Origin of the sequence: Pseudomonas sp. H9 (assembly GCF_004353925.1) — a bacterium.
In the GTDB taxonomy this organism is placed as follows: Bacteria; Pseudomonadota; Gammaproteobacteria; order Pseudomonadales; family Pseudomonadaceae; genus Aquipseudomonas.
In genome coordinates this window covers 100,403-123,042 of record NZ_SMOK01000047.1, presented here as the reverse complement: position 1 = coordinate 123,042, position 22,640 = coordinate 100,403, and the positions used below count along the sequence as shown (strand labels likewise).

The following is a 22,640-nucleotide window of genomic DNA, read 5'->3' as shown; positions in this document are numbered from 1 at the left end:
CATTTTTCAGGTGTTCAAAGCGCAGCCGGTCATGTGGCCTCGGTCTAAGCAAGACAAGGTAATAAACAAATATGGGTAGCATGCATCCCGTACAGGTGATCGCCGTAACCGGCGGTAAAGGTGGCGTCGGCAAGACCAATGTGTCGGTGAACTTGTCATTGGCGCTGGCAGAGCTTGGCCGTCGGGTCATGCTGCTTGATGCCGACCTGGGCCTGGCCAACGTTGACGTATTGCTGGGCCTCACGCCCAAACGTACCCTGGCCGACGTCATCGAAGGGCGTTGCGAGCTGCGCGACGTGCTGCTGCAAGGGCCCGGTGGTGTACGCATCGTGCCGGCGGCCTCAGGCACGCAGAGCATGGTGCATCTGGCGCCTGCCCAACACGCTGGCCTGATCCAGGCGTTCAGCGAGATCGGTGACAACCTCGATGTACTCGTGATCGATACCGCTGCGGGTATTGGTGACTCGGTAGTCAGTTTTGTTCGTGCGGCACAAGAAGTGTTGCTGGTGGTGTGCGACGAGCCCACCTCGATCACTGACGCCTACGCGTTGATCAAACTGTTGAACCGCGATTACGGGATGAACCGTTTCCGCGTGCTGGCCAACATGGCGCAGAGCCCGCAGGAAGGGCGCAACCTGTTCGCCAAGTTGACCAAGGTCACAGATCGCTTCCTTGACGTCGCCCTACAATACGTCGGCGCGGTGCCTTACGACGAATGCGTGCGCAAGGCGGTGCAAAAGCAGCGAGCGGTCTATGAAGCCTTTCCGCGTTCCAAGTGCGCGTTGGCCTTCAAGGCCATTGCTCAGAAGGTCGATAGCTGGCCGCTGCCAGCCAATCCGCGTGGTCACCTGGAGTTTTTTGTCGAGCGCCTGGTGCAACCGACAAGCGCGGGACCGGTGCTATGAACGCCAGCGGCTATCGGATGTACAGCAAGGCTTCGCGCGATGGCCAGTACGAGTTGATCGAGCGCTACGCACCGTTGGTCAAGCGTATCGCCTATCACCTGCTGGCGCGTTTGCCGGCCAGTGTGCAGGTGGAGGATCTGATTCAGGCCGGCATGATCGGCTTGCTCGAAGTCAGCAACAAGTACGACGCGAGCAAAGGTGCCAGCTTTGAGACCTACGCCGGTATCCGCATCCGCGGGGCAATGCTTGATGAAGTACGTAAAGGGGACTGGGCACCGCGTTCGGTTCACCGCAACACCCGCATGGTCAGCGACGCGATTCGCGCAATTGAAGCAAAAACCGGCCGTGACGCTAAAGATCACGAGGTTGCTGCCGAACTTCAATTGAGTCTCGATGATTACTACGGGATTTTGAATGACACCTTGGGCAGTCGCCTGTTCAGTTTCGACGACCTGTTGCAGGACGGCGAGCATGAAGGCCTGCACGAGGACGGCGCCAGTGTCCAGCTCGAGCCTTCGCGCGATCTGGAAGACGAGCGTTTTCAGGCAGCCCTGGCCGATGCCATCGCCAACTTGCCTGAACGTGAGCGTCTGGTGCTGGCGCTGTACTACGACGAAGAGCTGAACCTCAAGGAAATCGGTGAGGTCCTGGGGGTTAGTGAATCGCGCGTCAGCCAGTTGCACAGCCAGTGTGCGGCGCGCTTGCGCAGTCGCCTGGGGGAATGGCGGGCGCGTTGAACGCAGGTTCAATGCAGTCGCGAAATGTGGTGCCCGAATTGATTGAATGCGCGTTCAGCGCTGAACGCGTTAAAGACTGCTTGGAGGTCTAATTGAACAAAGACATGAAAATCCTCATCGTCGACGACTTTTCGACGATGCGGCGGATCATCAAGAACCTGTTGCGTGACCTGGGCTTCACCAACACTCAGGAAGCTGACGACGGCAACACGGCGCTGCCGATGCTCGAAAGCGGCCATTTCGACTTCCTCGTGACTGACTGGAACATGCCAGGCATGTCGGGTATCGACCTGCTGCGCAAAGTGCGTGCCGACGAGCGTCTCAAGCACCTGCCGGTGCTGATGGTTACCGCCGAAGCCAAGCGCGAGCAAATCATTGAAGCTGCACAGGCCGGCGTGAACGGCTATGTGGTCAAGCCATTCACTGCGCAAGTGCTGAAAGAAAAGATCGAGAAGATCTTCGAGCGGGTCAATAGCTAAGACACGCCACGGGGGCGCTATGGAGCAAACACATTCATCACTGGACGGCTTCGAGTCGACGCTGAAGAAGCACGCGCTCGAACTGGTCGACAGTCTGGAGCGCGGCAAATTCGGCGACGCGGTGCAACTGATCCATCAGCTGAACCAGACCCGTGACCGTGGCCTGTACCAGGAAGTGGGCAAGCTCACGCGTGAGCTGCACAGCGCGATCGTCAGCTTCCAGATCGACCCGCAGATGCCGCAGGCCGAAGAAGTCTCGCAGATCACCGATGCTACCGAGCGTCTGTCCTATGTGGTCAAGCTGACCGAAGGGGCAGCCAACCGGACCATGGACCTGGTTGAAGAAAGTACGCCGGTGATGCACGCACTGAGCGACGAAGCTCGCGACCTGCGCGCCGATTGGCAGCGCTTCCTGCGTCGCGAAGTGGCGGCGCCGGAGTTCCGCGAGCTGATGCATCGCATCGACCGTTTTCTGGAACGTAGCGAGGAGGGCAGCCGCAAGGTCGCGGGCCACCTCAATGACATTCTTCTGGCTCAGGACTATCAGGACCTGACCGGTCAGGTGATCAAGCGTGTTACGGCACTGGTCACCGAAGTAGAAAGCAATCTGCTCAAGCTTGTGCTGATGGCCAGTCAAGTCGACCGCTTTGCCGGTATCGAACATGACCACCAACAGCTGCGCGCTGAGAAAGATCAAGAAAAACATCCGACTCGGGGTGAAGGTCCGCAGATTCATGCCGATAAGCGTGAAGACGTTGTGTCCGGTCAGGACGATGTCGACGATCTGCTGTCCAGCCTGGGTTTTTAGGGAGCACGTTTAATGAGCTTCGGCGCCGATGAAGAGATCCTTCAGGATTTTCTGGTAGAAGCCGGCGAGATTCTTGAGCAACTGTCCGAACAACTGGTCGAGCTGGAAAGCCGCCCGGATGATGCCGACCTGCTCAATGCAATCTTTCGCGGTTTTCACACTGTAAAAGGGGGCGCCGGCTTCCTCCAGCTCAACGAGCTGGTGGAGTGCTGCCACATCGCCGAAAACGTCTTCGACATTCTGCGCAAGGGTGAGCGTCGGGTCGATGCCGAGTTGATGGACGTGGTCCTGGAAGCCCTGGACACGGTCAACAGCATGTTCGGTCAGGTGCGTGAGCGCACCGATATCACGCCGGCTACGCCTGAACTGCTGGCTGCCTTGTCGCGCCTGGCTGAGCCTGCCGGTGCCGAGCAAATCGCCGCAGCGGCGCCAGCCGCCGAGCCTGAGCCGGCGCCTGAAGCCGAAGCCAGCGCCGACATTACCGACACCGAATTCGAGCAACTGCTGGACTCGCTCAATGCGGTCAAGGCCGAAGCCGAAGCGCAGGTGCAGGCACCGGAAGCGGCCAGTGATGAAATCACTGACGCCGAGTTCGAATCGCTGCTCGATCAGTTGCACGGCAAGGGCCAGTTCGCCCCCGACAGCATCAGTGCACCGGCACCGGTAGCAGAGGCCCCGCAAGGGGCTGCTGACGAAATCACCGATGATGAGTTCGAGGCACTGCTTGATCAACTGCACGGCAAGGGCACCTTTGCCGTCGATGCGTTGCCGGGTGCTGCTGCGCCTGTCGCCCAGGCCCCTGAGGCGGCGTCGGGCGATCATATCTCCGAGCATGAGTTTGAAGCGTTGCTCGATGAGCTGCACGGCAAAGGCAAGTTCACTCCCGACAGCGTTGCTGCGGTTTCGGCTGTGGCCGCAGCGCCAGCAGCAGCGGTTGCCGCCAAGCCCACGCCAGCCCCAGCCCCAGCCGCGGCGCCAGCACCTGCTAAACCGGCTGCGGCAGCGGCCAAACCGGCAGCGCCAGCACGTCAGGCGGCACCTGCGGCTGACAAGCACGCGGTCAGCGAAACAGAAACCACCGTACGGGTCGACACCGCGCGCCTGGATGAGATCATGAACATGGTCGGCGAACTGGTGCTGGTGCGTAACCGCTTGGTGCGCCTGGGCCTGAACAGCGGCGATGAGGCCATGTCCAAGGCGGTGTCGAACCTCGACGTGGTCACCGCCGACCTGCAGACCGCGGTGATGAAAACCCGCATGCAGCCGATCAAGAAGGTCTTCGGGCGTTTCCCGCGCTTGGTTCGTGACCTGGCCCGGCAGCTGAAAAAAGAGATCAACCTGGAGTTGGTCGGTGAAGAAACCGACCTCGACAAAAACCTTGTCGAGGCCTTGGCCGATCCGTTGGTGCACTTGGTGCGCAACGCCGTCGACCACGGTGTTGAAACCCCGGAAGAACGCGAAGCGGCAGGCAAGCCGCGTGGCGGTAAAGTGGTGCTGTCGGCCGAGCAAGAGGGCGATCACATCCTGCTGTCGATCTCCGACGACGGTAAGGGCATGGACGCCAACGTCCTGCGTGCCATCGCGGTCAAGCGCGGGGTAATGGACAAGGACGCTGCCGACCGCCTCAGCGAAACCGAATGCTACAACCTGATTTTCGCCCCCGGCTTCTCGACTAAAACCGAGATTTCCGACGTGTCCGGCCGTGGCGTCGGCATGGACGTGGTGAAAACCAAAATTTCCCAGCTCAACGGCTCGATCAATATCTATTCGACCAAGGGTCTGGGCTCGAAGATCGTCATCAAGGTGCCGTTGACCCTGGCGATCATGCCGACCCTGATGGTCATGCTGGGCAATCAGGCGTTCGCTTTCCCGCTGGTCAACGTCAACGAAATCTTCCACCTCGACCTGTCGCGCACCAACGTGGTCGACGGCCAGGAGGTCGTGATCGTCCGCGACAAAGCCTTGCCGCTGTTCTACCTCAAGCGCTGGCTGGTCAGTTCTGCGGCTCATGAAGAGCAACGCGAAGGGCACGTGGTGATCCTTTCTGTCGGCACTCAACGTATTGGCTTTGTCGTCGATCAGTTGGTGGGCCAGGAAGAAGTGGTCATCAAACCGCTGGGCAAGATGCTCCAGGGCACGCCAGGCATGTCGGGCGCCACCATTACCGGTGACGGGCGCATTGCGCTGATCCTCGACGTTCCGAGCATGCTCAAGCGTTACGCTGCCCGGCGTATTTGATTCCGGTGGCGCGGCCCGCACGCCGCGCCCCCTAATGGAGTGTTTATGGCAGTCAAGGTCCTGGTGGTGGATGATTCCGGTTTCTTCCGCCGCCGTGTCTCGGAAATTCTTTCAGCGGACCCGACTATCCAGGTCGTGGGTACCGCGACCAACGGCAAGGAAGCGATCGACCAGGCACTGTCGCTCAAGCCCGATGTCATCACCATGGACTACGAAATGCCCATGATGGATGGCATCACCGCTGTTCGCCACATCATGCAGCGTTGCCCGACCCCGGTGTTGATGTTCTCCTCGCTGACCCATGAGGGCGCGCGGGTGACCCTCGACGCTCTGGACGCCGGTGCTGTCGATTATCTGCCGAAAAACTTTGAAGACATCTCGCGCAACCCTGAGAAGGTCAAGCAGATGCTGTGCGAAAAGGTGCATACCATTTCGCGCAGTAACCGCCGCTTGGGCAGCTATGCCGCCCCGGCGCCGCAACCGACTACGCCGGCCCAGCCAAGTGTCAGCAGCCTGGGGGCCAGCCCGGCACCTCGTGCTACGGCTCCGGTGCGCGCCGCAGCAGCGGCTTCGACTTCGCCTGCACCTAAGCGCAAGCCCTACAAGTTGGTCGCCATTGGTACTTCGACCGGTGGCCCGGTGGCGCTGCAGCGGGTGCTGACGCAACTGCCCGCCAGTTTTCCGGCGCCGATCGTGCTGATTCAGCACATGCCGGCAGCGTTCACCAAGGCCTTTGCCGAACGCCTCGACAAGCTGTGCAAGATCCGCGTCAAAGAGGCCGAAGACGGTGACATGCTGCGCCCAGGCCTGGCGCTGTTGGCGCCAGGTGGCAAGCAGATGATGGTGGATGGCCGCGGCGCGGTGAAAATTCTGCCGGGCGATGAACGCCTGAACTACAAACCCTGCGTTGACATCACCTTTGGCTCGGCGGCCAAGTCCTACGGCGACAAAGTGTTATCGGTGGTCTTGACCGGTATGGGCGCTGATGGCCGTGAAGGTGCGCGCCTGCTCAAGCAGGGTGGCAGCACGGTCTGGGCCCAGGATGAAGCCAGTTGCGTGATTTACGGTATGCCGATGGCCATCGTCAAAGCCAACCTTGCCGATGCGGTGTACAGCCTCGATGAAATCGGTAAGCACCTGGTTGAGGCGTGCGTCTGATGGATGTCTTGAGCTTAATCGGGATCATCCTGGCCTTTGTTGCCATTGTCGGCGGCAATTACCTTGAGGGTGGTCACCTGTCGGCCCTGATCAACGGCCCTGCGGCCCTGATCGTGCTGGGGGGTACGCTGGCAGCGGCCCTGTTGCAGTCGCCGGTGAGCGCTTTCAAGCGCGCCTTGCAGATTGTGCGCTGGATTATCTTTCCGCCACGGGTCGACCTCGCCGGCGGCATCGACCGAGTGGTCAACTGGAGCCTGACGGCGCGCAAGGAAGGCCTGCTGGGCCTGGAAGGGGTGGCCGACGCCGAGCCTGACCCTTACGCGCGCAAAGGCCTGCAACTGTTGGTCGATGGCGCTGAACCGGAAGCCATTCGCAGCATTCTCGAAGTGGATTTTCTCACCCAGGAAAGCCGCGATATTCAAGCTGCCAAAGTCTTTGAGTGCATGGGCGGGTATGCCCCGACCATCGGCATCATCGGTGCGGTGATGGGTTTGATCCACGTGATGGGCAACCTGGCCGACCCTTCGCAGCTGGGCAACGGTATTGCTGTGGCCTTCGTTGCCACCATCTACGGTGTGGCCAGTGCCAACTTGATCCTGCTGCCGATTGCCAACAAGCTCAAGGCGTTGACCCTGCGCCAGTCGCGTTACCGGGAAATGTTGCTGGAAGGGTTGCTGTCGATTGCCGAAGGTGAAAACCCGCGCTCGATCGAGCTGAAGCTTCAGGGCTTCATGGAGTAACACATGGCCCGTCGTCGACAACCTGAGGAACATGAAAACCACGAACGCTGGCTGGTGTCCTACGCGGACTTCATCACCTTGCTGTTTGCCTTTTTCGTGGTCATGTACTCGATCTCCTCGATCAACGAGGGCAAGTACAAGATCCTCTCCCAAGCTTTGATCGGGGTGTTCAACGACCCTGAAAAAAGCATGCGGCCGATACCCATCGGTGAAGAACGACCCTTGACGGTCAAACCGGCCGAGCCGCTGATCAAGGACAGCGACCAGGTAGACGCCGGCCTTGCGCAAACCAGCAGCGATCCGCTGAAAACCATCACCGATGATGTGCGCGATGCCTTCGGTGACCTGATCAAATCTGATCAGATGACCGTACGCGGTAATGAGCTGTGGGTAGAGATCGAACTGAACTCCTCGCTGCTGTTCGGCAGCGGCGATGCGATGCCCAGCGATGTCGCCTTCAACATCATCGAGAAAGTCGCAAAAATTCTGAAGCCGTTCGCCAACCCGGTGCACGTCGAAGGTTTTACCGATGACTTGCCGATTCGTACCGCGCAGTACCCGACCAACTGGGAGCTGTCGTCGGCGCGGGCAGCCAGCATTGTGCGGTTGTTGGCGATGGAGGGGGTCAACCCGGCGCGCATGGCCTCGGTCGGCTACGGCGAGTTCCAGCCGATTGCCAGCAATGACACGGCTGAAGGGCGTGCGCGTAACCGGCGGGTGGTACTGGTGATTTCCCGAAACCTGGAAGTACGCCGCAGCCTGACCGGTACCGGCAGCGCCAATGCCACGCCGGATGCGGCGATGAAGCGGGCTGGCACACAAACTGCACCGCCAGCGGTATCACCGACGGGGGGCGGCAATCGCGTCAATCCTCCGTCACCGACCCTATAACCGTTCCCGGTGGGCAGGTCGCTTTGCCGGGAGGAAGCAACGTAATGAGAGTCTGGGCAGTAGCCAATCAAAAAGGTGGCGTCGGTAAGACCACCACATCCATCGCCCTGGCCGGCCTGCTGGCCGAAGCGGGCAAGCGCGTGGTTGTGGTTGACCTTGACCCGCATGGCTCGATGACCAGCTACTTCGGGCACAACCCGGATACGCTGGAACACAGCAGCTACGACCTGTTCCTGCACAAAGGTGCGGTGCCTGAAGGCCTGCCCGGGCAATTATTGCTGCCGACCAGTGACGACAACATCTCCTTGCTACCATCGAGCACGGCGTTGGCAGTGCTTGAGCGCCAGTCGCCGGGGCAGAGTGGGTTGGGCCTGGTGATCGCCAAGTCTCTGGCGCAGCTGTGGCAGGATTTCGACTACGCGATTATCGACAGCCCGCCGTTGCTCGGCGTGTTGATGGTCAACGCTTTGGCGGCCAGCCAGCAGTTGGTGATCCCGGTGCAAACCGAATACCTGGCAGTCAAGGGCCTGGAACGCATGGTCAGCACCCTGGCGATGGTCAATCGCTCGCGCAAGCAGGCCTTGCCCTATCACATCGTGCCCACCTTGTTCGACCGCCGTACCCAGGCCTCGATGGGCACCTTGCGGGTGCTGCGTGATGCCTACCCCGAGAACATCTGGCAGGGCTACATTCCGGTCGATACCCGCCTGCGTGATGCCAGCCGTGCCGGGCAGACGCCATCGCAGTTCGATGGCAAGAGCCGTGGTGTGGTGGCGTACCGGGCGCTGCTCAAGCACCTGTTGACGCACAACCTTGCCCAGCAGGTGGCCTGATGAATCGCCCGCAGAAGCTTGCCTCAGCACCACAATTGGCTTTGCAGTCGTACCTTGACGGCTTGCTGCACGAAGCCACTGAAGTGTTTGAGCAGGTCGAGCCTTCGGTCGAGATCGACGACGAGTTCCAGGCCGCCGTGCGAGAAGAGCAGGCACATGACGCTCAGATCGCCCAGGCGCAACGGCCGGTGGTCGTGCAACTGGCGCCGTTGCCGTTTGCCGAACCTGCTCCGGTGGTGCTACCGACGATGATGCCGGTGGTGGCAGCCGAGCCTGCGCCTGAGTCCGCCGTTGTCGAGGTGGTGGCGGAGCAGCCTGAGCCGGTTGAGCCCTTGGTCCAGGTGCACCTGCCTGCGGCTCCCAACCAGCCGTTGCCGCCGCAGACCGTTGACGGTCGCCCGGCCTGGGCCGCTGAGCCGTTCGAATGCCTGCTGTTCGATGTGGCCGGTTTGACCCTCGCGGTGCCCCTGGTGTGCCTGGGCTCGATCTATTCACTGGCCGGGCATGAGCTGACGCCGCTGTTCGGTCAGCCGGACTGGTTCCTCGGCATCCTGCCGAGCCAGAGTGGCAATCTGAAAGTGCTGGATACCGCGCGCTGGGTCATGCCTGACCGCTATCGCGAAGATTTCCGCCAGGGTTTGCAGTACGTCATTTCGGTTCAGGGTTACGAGTGGGGGCTGGCAGTGCATCAGGTCAGCCGTTCGCTGCGCCTGGATCCGAACGAAATCAAATGGCGAAGCCAGCGTGGCCAGCGACCCTGGCTGGCTGGCACGGTCATCGAACACATGTGCGCGTTGCTCGACGTTGCCGAACTGGCCGAGTTGATCGCCAGCGGCGCTGTCAAACAACTGCACGTCAGCCAAAAATAATCGGTCGCGCCTGCGGCCGCACAGAGCACTCCGCCGAAGGCGGTTTTTGAGGGATAGGGGAATGAAAAAGTCGTCTGCGCAAGGTTCCGAAGATCCGATCCTGCAATGGGTAACCTTCAAGCTGGACAATGAGTCCTACGGCATCAATGTGATGCAGGTGCAGGAAGTGCTGCGCTACACCGAGATCGCCCCGGTCCCGGGTGCGCCAAGCTACGTGCTGGGCATCATCAACCTGCGTGGTAACGTGGTGACGGTGATCGACACCCGTCAGCGCTTCGGCCTGATGTCCAGTGAGATCACCGACAACAGCCGGATCGTCATCATCGAGGCCGACAAGCAAGTGGTCGGCATTCTGGTCGATAGCGTTGCTGAAGTGGTGTACCTGCGTCAGTCGGAAATCGAGACGGCGCCGAATGTCGGCAACGAAGAGTCGGCCAAGTTCATCCAGGGTGTGTGCAACAAGAACAACGAACTGTTGATTCTGGTCGAGCTGGACAAAATGATGACCGAAGAAGAGTGGTCCGAGCTGGAGAATATCTGAGTTGATCTTTGAGGTTGCAGTCCTATTGCTGGCGCTGCTCTGGGCGCTGAGCGTGTGGTACTTCCTGAACTACAGCAAGCGTCAGCGCGAGCTGGCTGCTCAGCAAGCCCAGGCTGATGCGCTGCGCGACCAGCGCATCAAAGACCTGGCCAAGCGTCTGGATGACTATCAGAACGGCACCGTGCGTATGGGTGAAGCGCTGCATGAGCTGCGTGCAACGGTGGCGCCGTTACCGGACAAGCTGCTGCAACTGGAACAGCGTGACCCCAACAGCCTGTCGTTCGCCCAGGCGGCGCGGCTGGTGGGCATGGGCGCCAGCGTCGACGAATTGACCCAGACCTGCGGGTTGACGCAGGCCGAGGCCGAGTTGATGAGCAAAGTGCACCGCAGCGAGTAGTAGGAGCGGGCTTGCCCCGCGATTTGCAGTGTGCCAGTCACACCGCATCGCGGGGCAAGCCCGCTCCTACTTCGCCCAGCTTTGCGCAGCTCCGATTTTGGCGATGCGGTCTAGCGGCAGCAGCCTGTTGATCGCATCGAGTAGCGCATCCTTGTCCAGATACGCCAGGGCGTTGATCTGCCGCATCGCAAACAGGTTGTTGACCTGGCGCAGCGTATGCAGGGCTGGCAATTGCTGGTCGACGATGTCAGTGAGTACACCGGGGCCGGTAAGACGGCAGAGTTTGCTGGCATAGCTGTAGAACGCCTGCGGGTCTTGTTCGAGGGACGGCCGGCTGGTGTAAAACTCAGGCTCGTTGCGATAACGCGCAAGAATTTCGTCGGAAATGGCCGTGAGTGTCGGGTTGTTGGCGTGACTGCCTATCAGGCTGTTGTTGTACAACCAGTTCATGTTCATCTTCTGGTTGGACGCAGGTGGGAACAGCAGCAGGCCATCTGGGCTGGTGGCCAGTTCTACCTGATCAATGGCTTCACCTGCCTGACCTCGGGGTTGGCCATCGATGGTGCAGGGGTATTCACCCTCAGCCAGTAGGGTGTCATCGACATCCATGTACAGGCCACCCTGATAATCAAGCAAGCGATACCGCAGGATATCGGCAGCAGAGGCTGGGTTGCCGCCTTCCAGTGCGGCTTGATACTGGGCGTGGTAGGGGCTTTGCTGGAACGCCTCGAAGAGCGCTTGTTGCTCCAGTGGCAACACTTCAAGGGTAGGCGCATGTTCAGCCAGCAAGCGCAGGTTTTCTTCAAACGCTGAAGTATGAGCGTTCGATAAGTACAGCTGAAAGGTGTATTCCGTGTTGCTGAGCTGTTTAGCGTTACGGGCGATATTGGCCAGCAAATCCTCGTTGATGACTTGGTCGCCGACCCAGATGCCCATGAACCGCTTGGGAATCGACTGCAGCGGCTCGGTAGGTGGCGGCGGCAGTTCGACGGGCAAGTGCAGGTCTACCCCCAGGCCGCGCAGGCTGGCCATGCGCATTTCATCTGTCACCACGCGTGAACCAGGGTCTCGCAGCGGCTGCAAGTTGGTGCCCGACTCAGGGGCGAGGTAGTACCTGGGTTCAACATCGTTCAGGGCAGTTGCACGCAAAAAGGCGTCACGTTCCAAGTCGTAGACGACATCTGCGTTATAGCCACCGATACTGGCCGTGAGGCGGTCGGGGGTGCCGTCGTACGTTGGCAGCCGGAGTACGTTGTCAGCGACCGCCGAATTTGCTTCGGGCAGCGGCGCGATGGGATCGGCGTCGACAAAAAACGGTGGCATTTCGCTGCCGGGCAAGCGGGGAGGGCTGTCCGGGCCCATGGGGTAGCCCAGTTGGCCGTTGATGCGGCGTGGCGCGACGAAGTCTTCGTTCTTGAAGCGGAACAGCAGGGGGCGTTCGCTGGCCAGTGCATGCGCCAAAGGCGCCGCATTGAGCAGGCCGAATATGGCGTCACTGACGCCGGCGGCCTGTTGCTCCTGGCTTTTACCATTGATGGCCTGGTCAAGCCCCAGGCCGAACTGGGCGATGCCGCCGAGGGCGAACAACGGGGCAAGCTCCGGCAACACCAGCGCCAGTGGCGAGAGGTAGTTGATCGCCGAGCTGATATAGCCGCGCCATTTGGCTTTGCTCACATCGCTGTCGCTGGTGATGACCGAATCGGCGTCGCTGTCGCTGCGACGGCGCTGGCGCTCGGCCAGAGCGCGAAACACGTCACCGCGCAACGGTGGGCTGTACGTGCCCATTTTGTAATTGACGTAGGTGCGTGGCGTCCAGATGCCCTCGGTGGTGAAGCCTGGCCGATTGCTGTCCAGGTGCAGGCGTTGCGGGTACACCGCCAGCCCTTCCAGCGCGGTGGCCAGGCCGCTGAAACTCAGGCCGTCGGGGTCATCCTTGCGGGGGAAGTGATCCATCAGCGCCTGGCGTTTTTCCGGGTCTTTGCACTGCTCTGCAAACCAGTCTTGCAGCTGGCCTTGGCTGGTAAATTCGTGCAACGGGGACGCATTGCCAGGAATGTAGAGCAGCATCAGCGGGTTGTCTTTGCTCTTGAAACACAGCAGATCGGTCGCAGCGTAGCCATACACATTCAAGGGCCGAACCTGGGTCTGGATGCCATCGGCCAGTATCCCTATGGCACGCCAGGCGAGTTGCACGCCGGCCCGGCTGAGTTTTCCTTCGCTTGCCTGGCGGTTACAGGCGGCCAGAAAGTTCAGCTTTGCGCTGGTGGCGTAGGTCTCCAGATGTGAGGACCAGTAGTCCTTCAATTCGGCTTTGAAAACCGTATGGAAATCCAGGTTCCAGACAAAATCCTCAAATGCACTGATCGGCAGATCTACGTGGTTTTTGTCGCTGTACTGTTCGGGGTGAGTGCGACGGAAGATCCCGCTGTAGACGTAATAGTTCTGAGCACCCGCGTGAGCTGGTGGGCGCAGCGCGGAGACCAGACGAATCTCACGGTCAGTGTTGATCGGCTGTTGGTCTTCAAGAAAGTGCGGGACGGCGTTGTTGTTGGCTTCGGCCTGCCAGTTGCTCAGCAGGGCCTGGGTAAGGCTGATTCGCTGTGCGACGATCCCCGTCCAGCCATAGTCTGAGCCGGTCTGGTAATGCAAGGTCACGACGTCCAGCTCGTTGGGGTCGATGTGTATACCCCGGCCTGTCAACAGGCGCTTGAGCTCATCGGTGGCGGCCCGGTCGGGCCGGGGGAAGTGGACGAGATGATCGCGGACGATCTGGACGCCTGCGGTATTGAGGTGAGTGGCGCTCATGTGAATTACCTTTGCCGTGGAGTGGAGTGGCAAAGGTGAACCCGATATCCCGACGGTTGGGCCTACATAGTTATCCGTCGAAGATAGTCCGGTAGGAGCGCCATAGTTAATGCCTGTCGGTGGTGTGCGCAATCAGCAGGCCGTTTGTGCTGATATCCCTTTCCTGTGGCCCTTCATCGGCGAAGCCCACCGGCACTTTGCCTTTGAGTTGCCAGGCGAAGGCGATGATTTCGGCAATGCTCAGGTACAGCGCCTCGGGAATCTGCTCACCCAGTTCCATGCGGGCCAACAGGCGTACCAGTTCGGCATTTTCGTAGATCGGTACTTCGTGCTCGCGGGCAATGGCGAGGATGGCTTCGGCCAGTGCGTCGTCACCTTTGGCGGTCAAGGTCGGGGCTTGCTGGCCGTCGTAACTCAGGGCAATGGCCTGACGTGGATGCTTCTCGATCATGGATGTTCACCCAGCCTGTAGGAGCGGGCTTGCCCCGCGATGCGATGTGTCTGGCCGAGCGCGATCGCGGGGCAAGCCCGCTCCCACAAGGATTGTTGGCAAGTCTTCATGCGGTTTCATCCACCCAGCGTTGTTCAAGGCGTGTGCGCGGGCCCTGCGGCGGCGTGCCGTGATGGCAATGCAGCTCGGTGACCGTCAAACCGCGCGCCTGCAGCCGCGTGCGCAAGGCGCCGAGCTGGCTGTCGATCAATTGCGCGGTATGCGGCAGTTCAGCCCACAGTTGGCTGCTCAGCGCGCCTTGGCTGAGCTGTGCTTGCACCTGCAGTGGCCCCAGCGGATGCAGGTCGAACGACAATTCGATACGCCAGAGCATTTCCAGCGGGTCACGGCGCTCACGTTCCGGGTCGGTTTGTTGCTCCGGGGTTTCTTCACGCTGCAGCTTGACCTGCAAGGGCATGAAGTCCTGGCCGCTGCGCAGCGGGATTTCCAACTGCCAGGTAGTTTGTAAGTTGCCATCGGCGGTGGTGCCGGTTTGTTCCAGGCTGGCCAGCTGATGGCTTTGCAGGCGCGAAATGGCCGCTGCCGCGAGGCGCAACAGGTGCTCAAGGTCGCCTTCGCCGTCCGCGCTTTGCAGTAAACGCGAGGGCAGGGGAAAGCCGCCAGGGTGCGCACGCGGGCTGACCTGGCCGAGCATGCCCAGGGCCGTGCGGACCATGCCCGGCATTACTTGGGCGAGGGTGCTGGCCGTACTGGCCGGATTGAACGGGGCTGTGCCAGGTGGCCCCGGTAGCAATTGCGCGACCAGGCGGATCACCTGGGCCTTGAGGTCGGGTGCAAGGCTGGCGGGCCCGCCTGCCAGTAGTTTGGCTTCGAGGAACACACCGCTGTTGTGCAGGGCTTGAGCCAGGCCTTTGGGGTCAGTGAGCTGGCGCACGTCCGGCAGGCTGGCCAATAGTTTGTCGACGCTGGTGCGCACTTCAGGGCGCGTATTATCGGCGTCGCGTAGTTGTTGCAGCCCGGCCAGCAAGCCTTGTAACGACGCCTGACGGCTCTGCTGGGCGCTCAGCTGCTGGCTGATTGCCAACTGCTCATGGCGCCCGCTCAGCAGTACGAAGGTCAACGACTGGTCGCCTTGCACCCGTGCGCTGAGCAAACTGCCCACCGGCAGTGGGCGGGGGCTGTCGATAGTCAGGGTGGCGCCTGTCTGGGGGCCGCTGAGCAGGCTGACCAGGGAACGAAACTGCGCCAGTTGCCCGGCGGTCTGGGGCAACGCCTGACTGGTCAGGACCTTGCCTTGCAGCAGGGTACCCACCGGCATTTGGCGGGTGTCGATCTGCGTCAGGCTGGCAACATTGCGGGCAATCGCTTGCTGCACGGTGATGGTCAGATTGGCAGTGCTGCTCTGGCTGACGGCCAGTTGGCTGCCTTGCGCCAAGGGTTGGTTGCTGCTGGTCTGGACGTTGAACTGCTTGCCGTTTTCCTGCGTCAGTCGCAGCAACATCTGAAAATCCTGGCCGATCTGACGCAGGGTCAATACTTCGGCTTTGGCAATCTCTCCAGGTGCAAGTAACCCCGCTTGCGGTTGCAGCAGACGCAACAACTCACCGGTCATCGCTGAACGCAGTTGGGTGGGCGTCGGCATCTGCGCGCCAAGGGTGTTAATTTCGCCTGTCATCTGCTGGCAACCTGTTGAAATAGCCCTCTTTGCAGTAGGACATCGCATGTATAATGCCGCCCGATCTTTCGCGATCAAAGCGGCCGGGCTGTAGCTCCAATGCCAGTATAACGGCAGGGCCAGGGCCGACTTGAGACAGGTATCCCAAGCATAAGGCGAAACTGTGACCCCTCATCTCGAAGCTGTGGGCCTGGCCTGCGAGCGCGACTGGCGCATGCTGTTCGAAAACCTCGAACTGCACCTGGCTGCGGGCGACATGCTGCAAATCAGCGGCCCCAACGGCAGCGGCAAGACCAGCCTGCTACGCTTGCTGGCCGGCCTCATGAGCCCGACCGCCGGGCAGATTCGCCTCGATGGCAAACCCCTGGCCGAACAGCGCAGCGAGCTGGCGCGGATTCTATTGTGGATCGGCCATGCCGCCGGCATCAAAGACTTGCTCAGCCCTGAAGAGAACCTTGCCTGGTTGTGTGCCCTGCACCGGCCCGCCGAACCCAAGGCGATCTGGAAAGCCCTGGAGGCCGTGGGCTTGCGCGGGTTCGAAGACGTTCCTTGTCATACCCTGTCGGCCGGTCAGCAGCGTCGTGTGGCGCTCGCCCGGCTGTATCTGGACAGCCCGCCCCTGTGGATTCTCGATGAGCCCTTCACCGCCCTCGACAAGCAGGGCGTGGCTCAGCTTGAGGCCCACCTGGTGGCCCATTGCGAGCAGGGCGGGATGGTCGTGCTGACCACCCATCACACACTTGAACGCAAACCGTCGGGTTACCGCGAACTGAACTTGGGGCAGTGGGCCGCATGAGTGTTTTTGTTTTGTTGTTGCGTCGCGAAGCGCGCCTGTTGTGCCGACGACCGGCAGAGCTGGCCAACCCGCTGGTGTTCTTTGCCATTGTCATCGCCTTGTTCCCACTGGCGGTCGGCCCTGAGACTCAATTGTTGCAAACCTTGTCTCCGGGACTGGTCTGGGTAGCGGCCCTTTTATCGGTTTTACTCTCGCTGGACGGGCTTTTCCGCAGTGATTTCGAGGATGGATCACTGGAACAGTGGGTCCTTTCGTCGCACCCCCTGCCTCTTCTGGTGCTGGCAAAAGTGCTGGCACACTGGGCCTTTTCCGGCCTGGCACTGGTATTGTTGGCACCGCTGCTGGCTCTGATGCTAGGTTTGCCATCGGCATGCCTGCCGGTGCTGCTGGCATCGTTGTTGCTCGGCACCCCGGTACTGAGCTTGTTGGGCGCCGTGGGGGCCGCCCTGACAGTCGGTCTGAAACGTGGTGGCCTGCTCTTGGCGCTACTGATCTTGCCGTTATATATCCCGGTATTGATCCTTGGCAGTGGCGCCTTGCAGGCGGCGTTGCAAGCTATGCCGGCGACCGGTTATCTGCTCTGGCTTGGCAGCCTGACCGCCTTGGCAGTAACTCTGGCACCCTTTGCAATAGCGGCTGGCCTGAAGATCAGCGTCGGCGAATAATGAGGTCTGGGCCCTGCCCAGCAAAGACCCTGGATGTACCGTGATGAAAAGCAGCGTAATCAGCTGGACGTGGTTTCATAAACTGGGCTCGCCCAAGTGGTTCTATGCCATCAGTGGCCGCATGTTGCCGTGGCTTACGGTGGCGGCGATCCTGTTGATTGGCATCGGTGTGATCTGGGGCCTGGCCTTTGCACCCGAGGATTATCAACAGGGCAACAGCTTTCGCATCATCTACATTCATGTACCGGCCGCCATGCTGGCGCAGTCCTGCTATGTGATGCTGGCTGTAGCCGGTGTGGTGGGGCTGGTGTGGAAAATGAAAATCGCCGACGTCGCCCTGCAGAGTGCCGCGCCAATCGGTGCCTGGATGACCGCCGTAGCGCTGGTTACCGGCGCCATCTGGGGCAAGCCGACCTGGGGTAGCTGGTGGGTCTGGGACGCACGCCTGACCTCGATGCTGATCCTGCTGTTCCTGTACTTCGGCCTTATTGCTTTGGGTCACGCCATTACCAACCGTGAGAGCGCTGCCAAAGCCTGCGCGGTGCTGGCGATTGTCGGTGTGATCAACATCCCGATCATCAAGTACTCCGTGGAATGGTGGAACACCCTGCACCAGGGCGCCACCTTCACCCTCACCGAAAAGCCGGCGATGCCAGCGGAAATGTGGCTGCCGCTGCTGCTCACGGTACTGGGGTTCTACTGTTTCTTCGGCGCTGTGCTGTTGCTGCGTATGCGTCTTGAAGTGCTCAAGCGTGAAGCACGCGCCAGTTGGGTCAGGGAGGAGGTATTGAACAGCCTGGGTCGGGGGGTGGCACGATGAGTTTCGCCTCCTTCAGTGATTTTCTCGCCATGGGCCATCACGGCCTGTATGTCTGGTCGGCCTACGGCATTTGCCTGTTGGCACTGGCCATCAACGTTGCCTTGCCCCTGCTGGCCCGGCGCCGTTACCTGCAAGATGAGGCGCGTCGTCTGCGCCGGGAGAGCAAGCCGTGAATCCGCAACGCAAAAAGCGCCTGTTTATCATCCTCGGCCTGCTGGCCGGGGTCGGCATCGCTGTGGGCCTGGCCTTGAGCGCCCTGCAGCAGAACATCAACCTGTTTTACACCCCGACCCAGATCGCCAACGGCGAAGCACCGCTCGATACCCGTATTCGTGCCGGTGGCATGGTCGAGAAAGGCTCGCTGCAGCGTTCGGGCGATTCGCTCGATGTGCGCTTTGTGGTGACTGACTTCAACAAGTCGGTGCCGATTACCTACCGCGGCATCCTCCCTGACCTGTTCCGTGAAGGCCAGGGCATTGTCGCCCTGGGCAAGCTCAACGCCGACGGCGTGGTGGTGGCCGATGAAGTGCTGGCCAAGCACGACGAGAAGTACATGCCACCGGAAGTGACCAAGGCCCTTAAAGAAAGCGGCCAGGTAGCGACTGACGCGGGAGCCAAGCCATGAACGCGGCGTTGATCATTCCCGAACTCGGCCAACTGGCCATGATTCTGGCCATCTGCTTTGCTGCCGTGCAGGCCACCGTGCCGTTGCTCGGCGCCTGGCGCGGTGACAGCCTGTGGATGAGCCTGGCGCGGCCAGCAGCGTGGGGGCAGTTCGCTTTTCTGGCGTTTTCCTTTGCCTGCCTGACCCACGCCTTCATGACCGACAACTTCTCGGTCGCCTACGTTGCCAACAACTCCAACAGTGCCTTGCCCTGGTACTTCAAGTTCAGCGCCGTGTGGGGCGCCCACGAGGGTTCGCTGCTGCTGTGGGCGATGATCCTCGGCGGCTGGACCTTTGCGGTGTCGGTGTTCTCGCGGCAGTTGCCGCAGGTGATGCTGGCCAGGGTGCTGGCAGTTATGGGCATGATCAGCGTCGGCTTCCTGTCGTTCCTGATCGTTACCTCTAACCCGTTTACCCGTTTGTTGCCGCAAGTGCCGAGCGACGGCGCCGACCTCAACCCACTGTTGCAGGACATCGGCCTGATCGTTCACCCGCCGATGCTGTACATGGGCTATGTAGGCTTCTCGGTAGCCTTTGCCTTCGCCATTGCCGCCTTGCTCGGCGGGCGTCTGGACGCCGCCTGGGCGCGCTGGTCGCGGCCCTGGACTCTGGTTGCCTGGGCCTTCCTCGGCATCGGCATCACCCTCGGCTCCTGGTGGGCGTATTACGAGCTGGGCTGGGGCGGCTGGTGGTTCTGGGACCCGGTAGAAAACGCTTCGTTCATGCCATGGCTGGTGGGCACTGCGCTGATTCACTCGCTGGCCGTGACCGAAAAACGCGGTGTATTCAAGAGCTGGACGGTATTGCTGGCCATTGCCGCGTTTTCCTTGAGCCTGCTCGGCACCTTCCTGGTTCGTTCCGGGGTGCTGACCTCGGTGCATGCGTTCGCCTCGGACCCAGAGCGTGGCGTGTTCATTCTGATTTTCCTGCTGTTTGTCGTCGGTGGTTCGCTGACCCTGTTCGCCCTGCGCGCGCCAGTGGTCAAGAGCCAGGTCGGCTTTGCCTTGTGGTCGCGTGAAACCCTGCTGCTGGCCAACAACATTGTGTTGGTGGTGGCTGCCTCGATGATTCTGCTCGGTACCTTGTACCCGCTGATTCTCGATGCCCTGACCGGCGCCAAGCTGTCGGTGGGGCCGCCGTACTTCGACGCGCTGTTCCTGCCGCTGATGGCCTTGCTGATGGTGGTGATGGCCATTGGTGTGCTGGTGCGCTGGAAAGACACCCCGGGCAAATGGCTGGCAGGCATGCTGACCCCCGTGCTGATCGGCACTGTGGTGTTGGCACCGGTCGGTGGGCTGCTGGTTGACGACTTCGACTGGCCGGTATTGACCACCTTCGCGCTGGCCGCGTGGATCGTGCTGGCCGGCCTGCGCGACATCCTCGACAAAACCCGTCACAAAGGCTTGATCAAGGGCGTGCGCGGCTTGAACCGCAGCTATTGGGGCATGCATGTTGCGCACCTGGGCCTGGCGGTCTGTGCCTTGGGTGTGGTGCTGTCGAGCAACAACAGTGCCGAACGCGATCTGCGCCTGGCGCCGGGCGAGTCGGTTGAGCTGGGTGGTTATCAGTTCATCTTTGAAGGCGCCAAGCACTTCGAAGGGCCGAACTTCACCTCCGACAAAGGTACGGTACGGGTGGTTGAAGATGGCCGCGAAATCAACGTGCTGCATCCGGAAAAACGCCTGTACACCGTGCAGCAGTCAATGATGACCGAAGCCGGTATCGATGCCGGTTTCACCCGCGACCTCTACGTAGCCCTCGGTGAACCGCTGGACAACGGCGCCTGGGCGGTACGCGTGCATGTCAAACCCTTCGTGCGCTGGATCTGGCTGGGCGGTTTGCTGACCGGCCTGGGCGGCCTGCTGGCGGCCATGGATGGGCGTTATCGAGTCAAGGTCAAAGCCCGAGTGCGTGAAGTACTGGGCATGTCGGGAGCAACTGCATGAAGCGTTGGATCATGGTGCTGCCACTGGCGGTGTTTTTGCTGGTGGCGGTGTTTCTCTACCGGGGCCTGTTCCTTGACCCCACCGAGTTGCCTTCGGCAATGATCGGCAAACCGTTCCCGGCGTTCTCGCTCAAGTCGGTGCAAGATGGCAAGACCCTGACCCAGGCCGACCTGATCGGTAAGCCTGCCTTGGTCAACGTCTGGGCCACCTGGTGCCCGTCGTGCAAGGTCGAGCACCCGTACCTGAACAAGCTGGCAGAGCAGGGCGTGGTGATCCATGGGGTCAACTACAAGGATGACAACGCCGCTGCGGTCAAGTGGCTGGCCGAGTTCCACAACCCGTATCAGCTCAACATCGAAGATGACCAAGGCAGCCTCGGGTTGAACCTGGGCGTCTACGGCGCCCCGGAAACCTTCGTGATCGATGCCAAGGGCATCATCCGTTACAAGCACGTCGGCGTGGTGGACGCCACGGTTTGGCGTGAGCAGCTGGCGCCGCTGTATCAGGGCCTGGTCGATGAGGCCAAGCAATGAAGCGCTGGCTGGCAGCCGCCGTTCTCGGCCTGGGGTTGGCCGGGATGACCCAGGCGGCCATCGACACGTACCAGTTCGCCGATGAAGCCGAGCGCGCGCGTTATCACGACCTGACCAACGAGCTGCGTTGCCCCAAGTGCCAGAACCAGGACATCGCCGACTCTAACGCACCGATTGCGGCTGACCTGCGCCGGGAAATTTTCCGCATGCTCGGCGAAGGCAAGAGCAATGAGGAAATCATCGACTTCATGGTCGATCGCTACGGTGATTTCGTGCGCTACAAGCCTGAACTGACGGCACGTACCTGGCTGCTCTGGTTTGGCCCGGGCGTGTTGCTGGTGGGTGGCTTTGGCCTGCTGGCGCTGATTGTGCGCAAGCGTCGGGCACAAGCCGCTGCTGGCAACGCCGACCTTTCCTCCGAGGAGCGTGAGCGCCTCGCCAAATTGCTGGACAAAGAACAGAACCATGACTGATTTCTGGCTTGCTGCAGGCCTGCTGTTGTTGGTAGCCCTGAGCTTTTTGCTGATCCCGGTGTTGCGTGGCCGTCGTGCGCAACTGGAAGAAGACCGTACCGCCCTGAACGTTGCGCTGTACCAGGAGCGGGTCGCTGAACTGACTGCCCAGCACGCGGCCGGTGTGCTGGATGACGCTCAGTTGACCAAAGGCCGCGATGAGGCGGGCCGGGAGCTGCTGGCCGACACCGAAAATGCCGAACCGCAGCGTTTCGGGCGTCTGGGCAAGCCGTTGCCGTTGCTGGCTGCAGTGCTGGTGCCGTTGATGGGCCTGGGCCTGTACCTGCACTTTGGCGCCAGCGAAAAGGTTGAACTGACCCAACAGTTCGCCCAGGCTCCGCAGTCGATGGAAGAGATGACCACACGCCTTGAGCGTGCGGTCGAGGCGCAACCGGATTCGGCCGAAGGCCTGTACTTCCTCGGCCGTGCCTATATGGCCCAGGAGCGTCCAGCCGATGCGGCCAAGGTTTTCGAACGGGCCGCGACCCTTGCCGGGCGCCAGCCAGAATTGCTCGGGCAGTGGGCCCAGGCGTTGTACTTTGCCAACAACAAGCAATGGACAGCGCAACTGCAGGCGCTCACTGACGAAGCGCTCAAGGCCGACCCTAACGAAGTCACCAGCCTCGGTCTGCTGGGGATTGCTGCCTTCGAGAGCGAACGCTATCAGCAAGCCATCGACTACTGGAACCGCCTGTTGGCACAGCTGCCTGAAGGCGACGCCTCGCGAGCGGCCCTGCAAGGCGGTATCGAACGCGCCCAGGAGAAACTCAACGCGGGTGAAGGCAAGGTCGCGGCAACGCCAAGCGCACCGGCTGCACCTGCCGCCACCACTGGCGCTCGCCTGAAAGTACGGGTGGAGCTTGCTGCAGCGCTCAAAGACAAGGTCAAGCCTGACGACACGGTGTTCATTTTCGCCCGTGCCAGCTCCGGCCCACCCATGCCGCTGGCGGCCAAGCGCGTGACGGTGGCGCAGTTGCCGATTGATGTAGAACTCAGCGACAGCGATGCGATGATGCCGGACATGAAACTGTCGAGCTTTCCTGAAGTCCAACTGGTTGCGCGCGTCTCACGCGCTGGCCAGCCGACCCAGGGTGAGTGGATCGGTCACAGCAGCCCGCTGGCCAGCAGCACCACCGCTGCGCAGCACCTGACCATCGACAGCCCGGACCAGTAAGAG

Annotated in this window: 24 protein-coding genes; 21 read left to right on the top strand and 3 right to left on the bottom strand. The window is 61.1% G+C overall.

The annotated features are described in order from the left end of the window. Positions 1 to 71 precede the first annotated feature (71 nt). The 12 genes from fleN to E1573_RS25300 all read left to right on the top strand — a co-directional run bounded on the left by fleN (position 72) and on the right by E1573_RS25300 (position 10,596). On the top strand, positions 72 to 905 hold the full coding sequence (gene fleN / locus E1573_RS25355; RefSeq protein WP_016393812.1) for a flagellar synthesis regulator FleN: 834 nt from the start codon (positions 72 to 74) through the stop codon (positions 903 to 905). Next, positions 902 to 1,642 (top strand): RNA polymerase sigma factor FliA, encoded by a 741-nt coding sequence (gene fliA, locus E1573_RS25350; RefSeq protein ID WP_133217286.1) that lies wholly within the window; start codon positions 902 to 904, stop codon positions 1,640 to 1,642. The genes fleN and fliA overlap by 4 nt, the downstream gene beginning before the upstream one ends. Positions 1,643 to 1,746: 104 nt before the next feature. Continuing rightward, complete coding sequence (locus E1573_RS25345; protein ID WP_036990294.1) at positions 1,747 to 2,121, top strand: chemotaxis response regulator CheY; 375 nt, start codon at positions 1,747 to 1,749, stop codon at positions 2,119 to 2,121. A 19-nt stretch (positions 2,122 to 2,140) separates the two neighbouring features. Beyond that, a complete protein-coding gene (locus E1573_RS25340) occupies positions 2,141 to 2,929 on the top strand; it encodes a protein phosphatase CheZ (RefSeq protein ID WP_133217285.1) in 789 nt (262 codons plus the stop codon). Positions 2,930 to 2,941: 12 nt separating this feature from the next. Further along, positions 2,942 to 5,167 carry a chemotaxis protein CheA gene (locus E1573_RS25335; RefSeq protein ID WP_133217284.1) on the top strand — a complete coding sequence of 742 codons (2,226 nt, stop codon included), beginning with the start codon at positions 2,942 to 2,944 and terminating at the stop codon, positions 5,165 to 5,167. A gap of 45 nt (positions 5,168 to 5,212) precedes the next feature. Next, positions 5,213 to 6,325: a chemotaxis response regulator protein-glutamate methylesterase gene (locus E1573_RS25330; protein ID WP_133217283.1), complete on the top strand. Its 1,113-nt coding sequence runs from the start codon at positions 5,213 to 5,215 to the stop codon at positions 6,323 to 6,325. Next, positions 6,325 to 7,065, top strand: coding sequence for a flagellar motor protein (locus tag E1573_RS25325; protein ID WP_133217282.1), 741 nt, complete (start codon positions 6,325 to 6,327; stop codon positions 7,063 to 7,065). The genes E1573_RS25330 and E1573_RS25325 overlap by 1 nt, the downstream gene beginning before the upstream one ends. A 3-nt stretch (positions 7,066 to 7,068) precedes the next feature. After that, positions 7,069 to 7,956, top strand: a complete 888-nt coding sequence (motD, locus tag E1573_RS25320; protein WP_133217281.1) for a flagellar motor protein MotD — start codon at positions 7,069 to 7,071, stop codon at positions 7,954 to 7,956. A gap of 44 nt (positions 7,957 to 8,000) precedes the next feature. After that, positions 8,001 to 8,789, top strand: a complete 789-nt coding sequence (locus tag E1573_RS25315) for a ParA family protein (protein ID WP_133217280.1) — start codon at positions 8,001 to 8,003, stop codon at positions 8,787 to 8,789. After that, positions 8,789 to 9,658 (top strand): CheW domain-containing protein, encoded by an 870-nt coding sequence (locus tag E1573_RS25310; protein ID WP_133217279.1) that lies wholly within the window; start codon positions 8,789 to 8,791, stop codon positions 9,656 to 9,658. The genes E1573_RS25315 and E1573_RS25310 overlap by 1 nt, the downstream gene beginning before the upstream one ends. A 61-nt stretch (positions 9,659 to 9,719) precedes the next feature. After that, the gene (locus E1573_RS25305) at positions 9,720 to 10,199 is read left to right on the top strand and encodes a chemotaxis protein CheW (protein WP_028945467.1); all 480 of its coding nucleotides are present in this window, start codon (positions 9,720 to 9,722) and stop codon (positions 10,197 to 10,199) included. A gap of 1 nt (position 10,200) precedes the next feature. Beyond that, positions 10,201 to 10,596, top strand: coding sequence for a DUF2802 domain-containing protein (locus tag E1573_RS25300; RefSeq protein WP_133217278.1), 396 nt, complete (start codon positions 10,201 to 10,203; stop codon positions 10,594 to 10,596). A 66-nt stretch (positions 10,597 to 10,662) separates the two neighbouring features. On the opposite strand, the gene E1573_RS25295 is transcribed toward E1573_RS25300, so the two are convergent. The 3 genes from E1573_RS25295 to E1573_RS25285 form a co-directional block, all read right to left on the bottom strand. Further along, positions 10,663 to 13,401, bottom strand: a complete 2,739-nt coding sequence (locus E1573_RS25295; protein ID WP_133217277.1) for a dermonecrotic toxin domain-containing protein — start codon at positions 13,399 to 13,401, stop codon at positions 10,663 to 10,665. Positions 13,402 to 13,507: 106 nt separating this feature from the next. Further along, positions 13,508 to 13,852, bottom strand: coding sequence for an EscU/YscU/HrcU family type III secretion system export apparatus switch protein (locus E1573_RS25290; RefSeq protein WP_133217276.1), 345 nt, complete (start codon positions 13,850 to 13,852; stop codon positions 13,508 to 13,510). Positions 13,853 to 13,958: 106 nt separating this feature from the next. Continuing rightward, positions 13,959 to 15,527 (bottom strand): flagellar hook-length control protein FliK, encoded by a 1,569-nt coding sequence (locus E1573_RS25285; RefSeq protein WP_133217275.1) that lies wholly within the window; start codon positions 15,525 to 15,527, stop codon positions 13,959 to 13,961. Between the two features lie 163 nt (positions 15,528 to 15,690). On the opposite strand from E1573_RS25285, the gene ccmA reads away from it, so the two are divergent. From ccmA to ccmI, 9 genes are read left to right on the top strand one after another with little or no spacing between them, the layout of a single operon-like run. After that, positions 15,691 to 16,323, top strand: a complete 633-nt coding sequence (gene ccmA, locus E1573_RS25280; protein ID WP_133217274.1) for a cytochrome c biogenesis heme-transporting ATPase CcmA — start codon at positions 15,691 to 15,693, stop codon at positions 16,321 to 16,323. Next, positions 16,320 to 16,988, top strand: a complete 669-nt coding sequence (gene ccmB / locus E1573_RS25275; protein ID WP_038616869.1) for a heme exporter protein CcmB — start codon at positions 16,320 to 16,322, stop codon at positions 16,986 to 16,988. Before ccmA ends, ccmB begins: the two co-directional genes overlap by 4 nt. Positions 16,989 to 17,031: 43 nt before the next feature. Continuing rightward, a complete protein-coding gene (locus tag E1573_RS25270) occupies positions 17,032 to 17,808 on the top strand; it encodes a heme ABC transporter permease (RefSeq protein WP_133217273.1) in 777 nt (258 codons plus the stop codon). Continuing rightward, positions 17,805 to 17,981: a heme exporter protein CcmD gene (ccmD, locus tag E1573_RS25265; protein ID WP_133217272.1), complete on the top strand. Its 177-nt coding sequence runs from the start codon at positions 17,805 to 17,807 to the stop codon at positions 17,979 to 17,981. The genes E1573_RS25270 and ccmD overlap by 4 nt, the downstream gene beginning before the upstream one ends. Further along, a complete protein-coding gene (gene ccmE / locus E1573_RS25260) occupies positions 17,978 to 18,433 on the top strand; it encodes a cytochrome c maturation protein CcmE (protein WP_133217271.1) in 456 nt (151 codons plus the stop codon). Before ccmD ends, ccmE begins: the two co-directional genes overlap by 4 nt. An 11-nt stretch (positions 18,434 to 18,444) precedes the next feature. Further along, a complete protein-coding gene (locus E1573_RS25255) occupies positions 18,445 to 20,418 on the top strand; it encodes a heme lyase CcmF/NrfE family subunit (protein ID WP_177494604.1) in 1,974 nt (657 codons plus the stop codon). Next, the gene (locus E1573_RS25250; RefSeq protein ID WP_133217269.1) at positions 20,415 to 20,951 is read left to right on the top strand and encodes a DsbE family thiol:disulfide interchange protein; all 537 of its coding nucleotides are present in this window, start codon (positions 20,415 to 20,417) and stop codon (positions 20,949 to 20,951) included. The genes E1573_RS25255 and E1573_RS25250 overlap by 4 nt, the downstream gene beginning before the upstream one ends. Further along, positions 20,948 to 21,424 (top strand): cytochrome c-type biogenesis protein, encoded by a 477-nt coding sequence (locus E1573_RS25245; protein WP_133217268.1) that lies wholly within the window; start codon positions 20,948 to 20,950, stop codon positions 21,422 to 21,424. Before E1573_RS25250 ends, E1573_RS25245 begins: the two co-directional genes overlap by 4 nt. Continuing rightward, positions 21,417 to 22,637 (top strand): c-type cytochrome biogenesis protein CcmI, encoded by a 1,221-nt coding sequence (gene ccmI / locus E1573_RS25240; protein ID WP_133217267.1) that lies wholly within the window; start codon positions 21,417 to 21,419, stop codon positions 22,635 to 22,637. The genes E1573_RS25245 and ccmI overlap by 8 nt, the downstream gene beginning before the upstream one ends. Positions 22,638 to 22,640 lie beyond the last annotated feature (3 nt).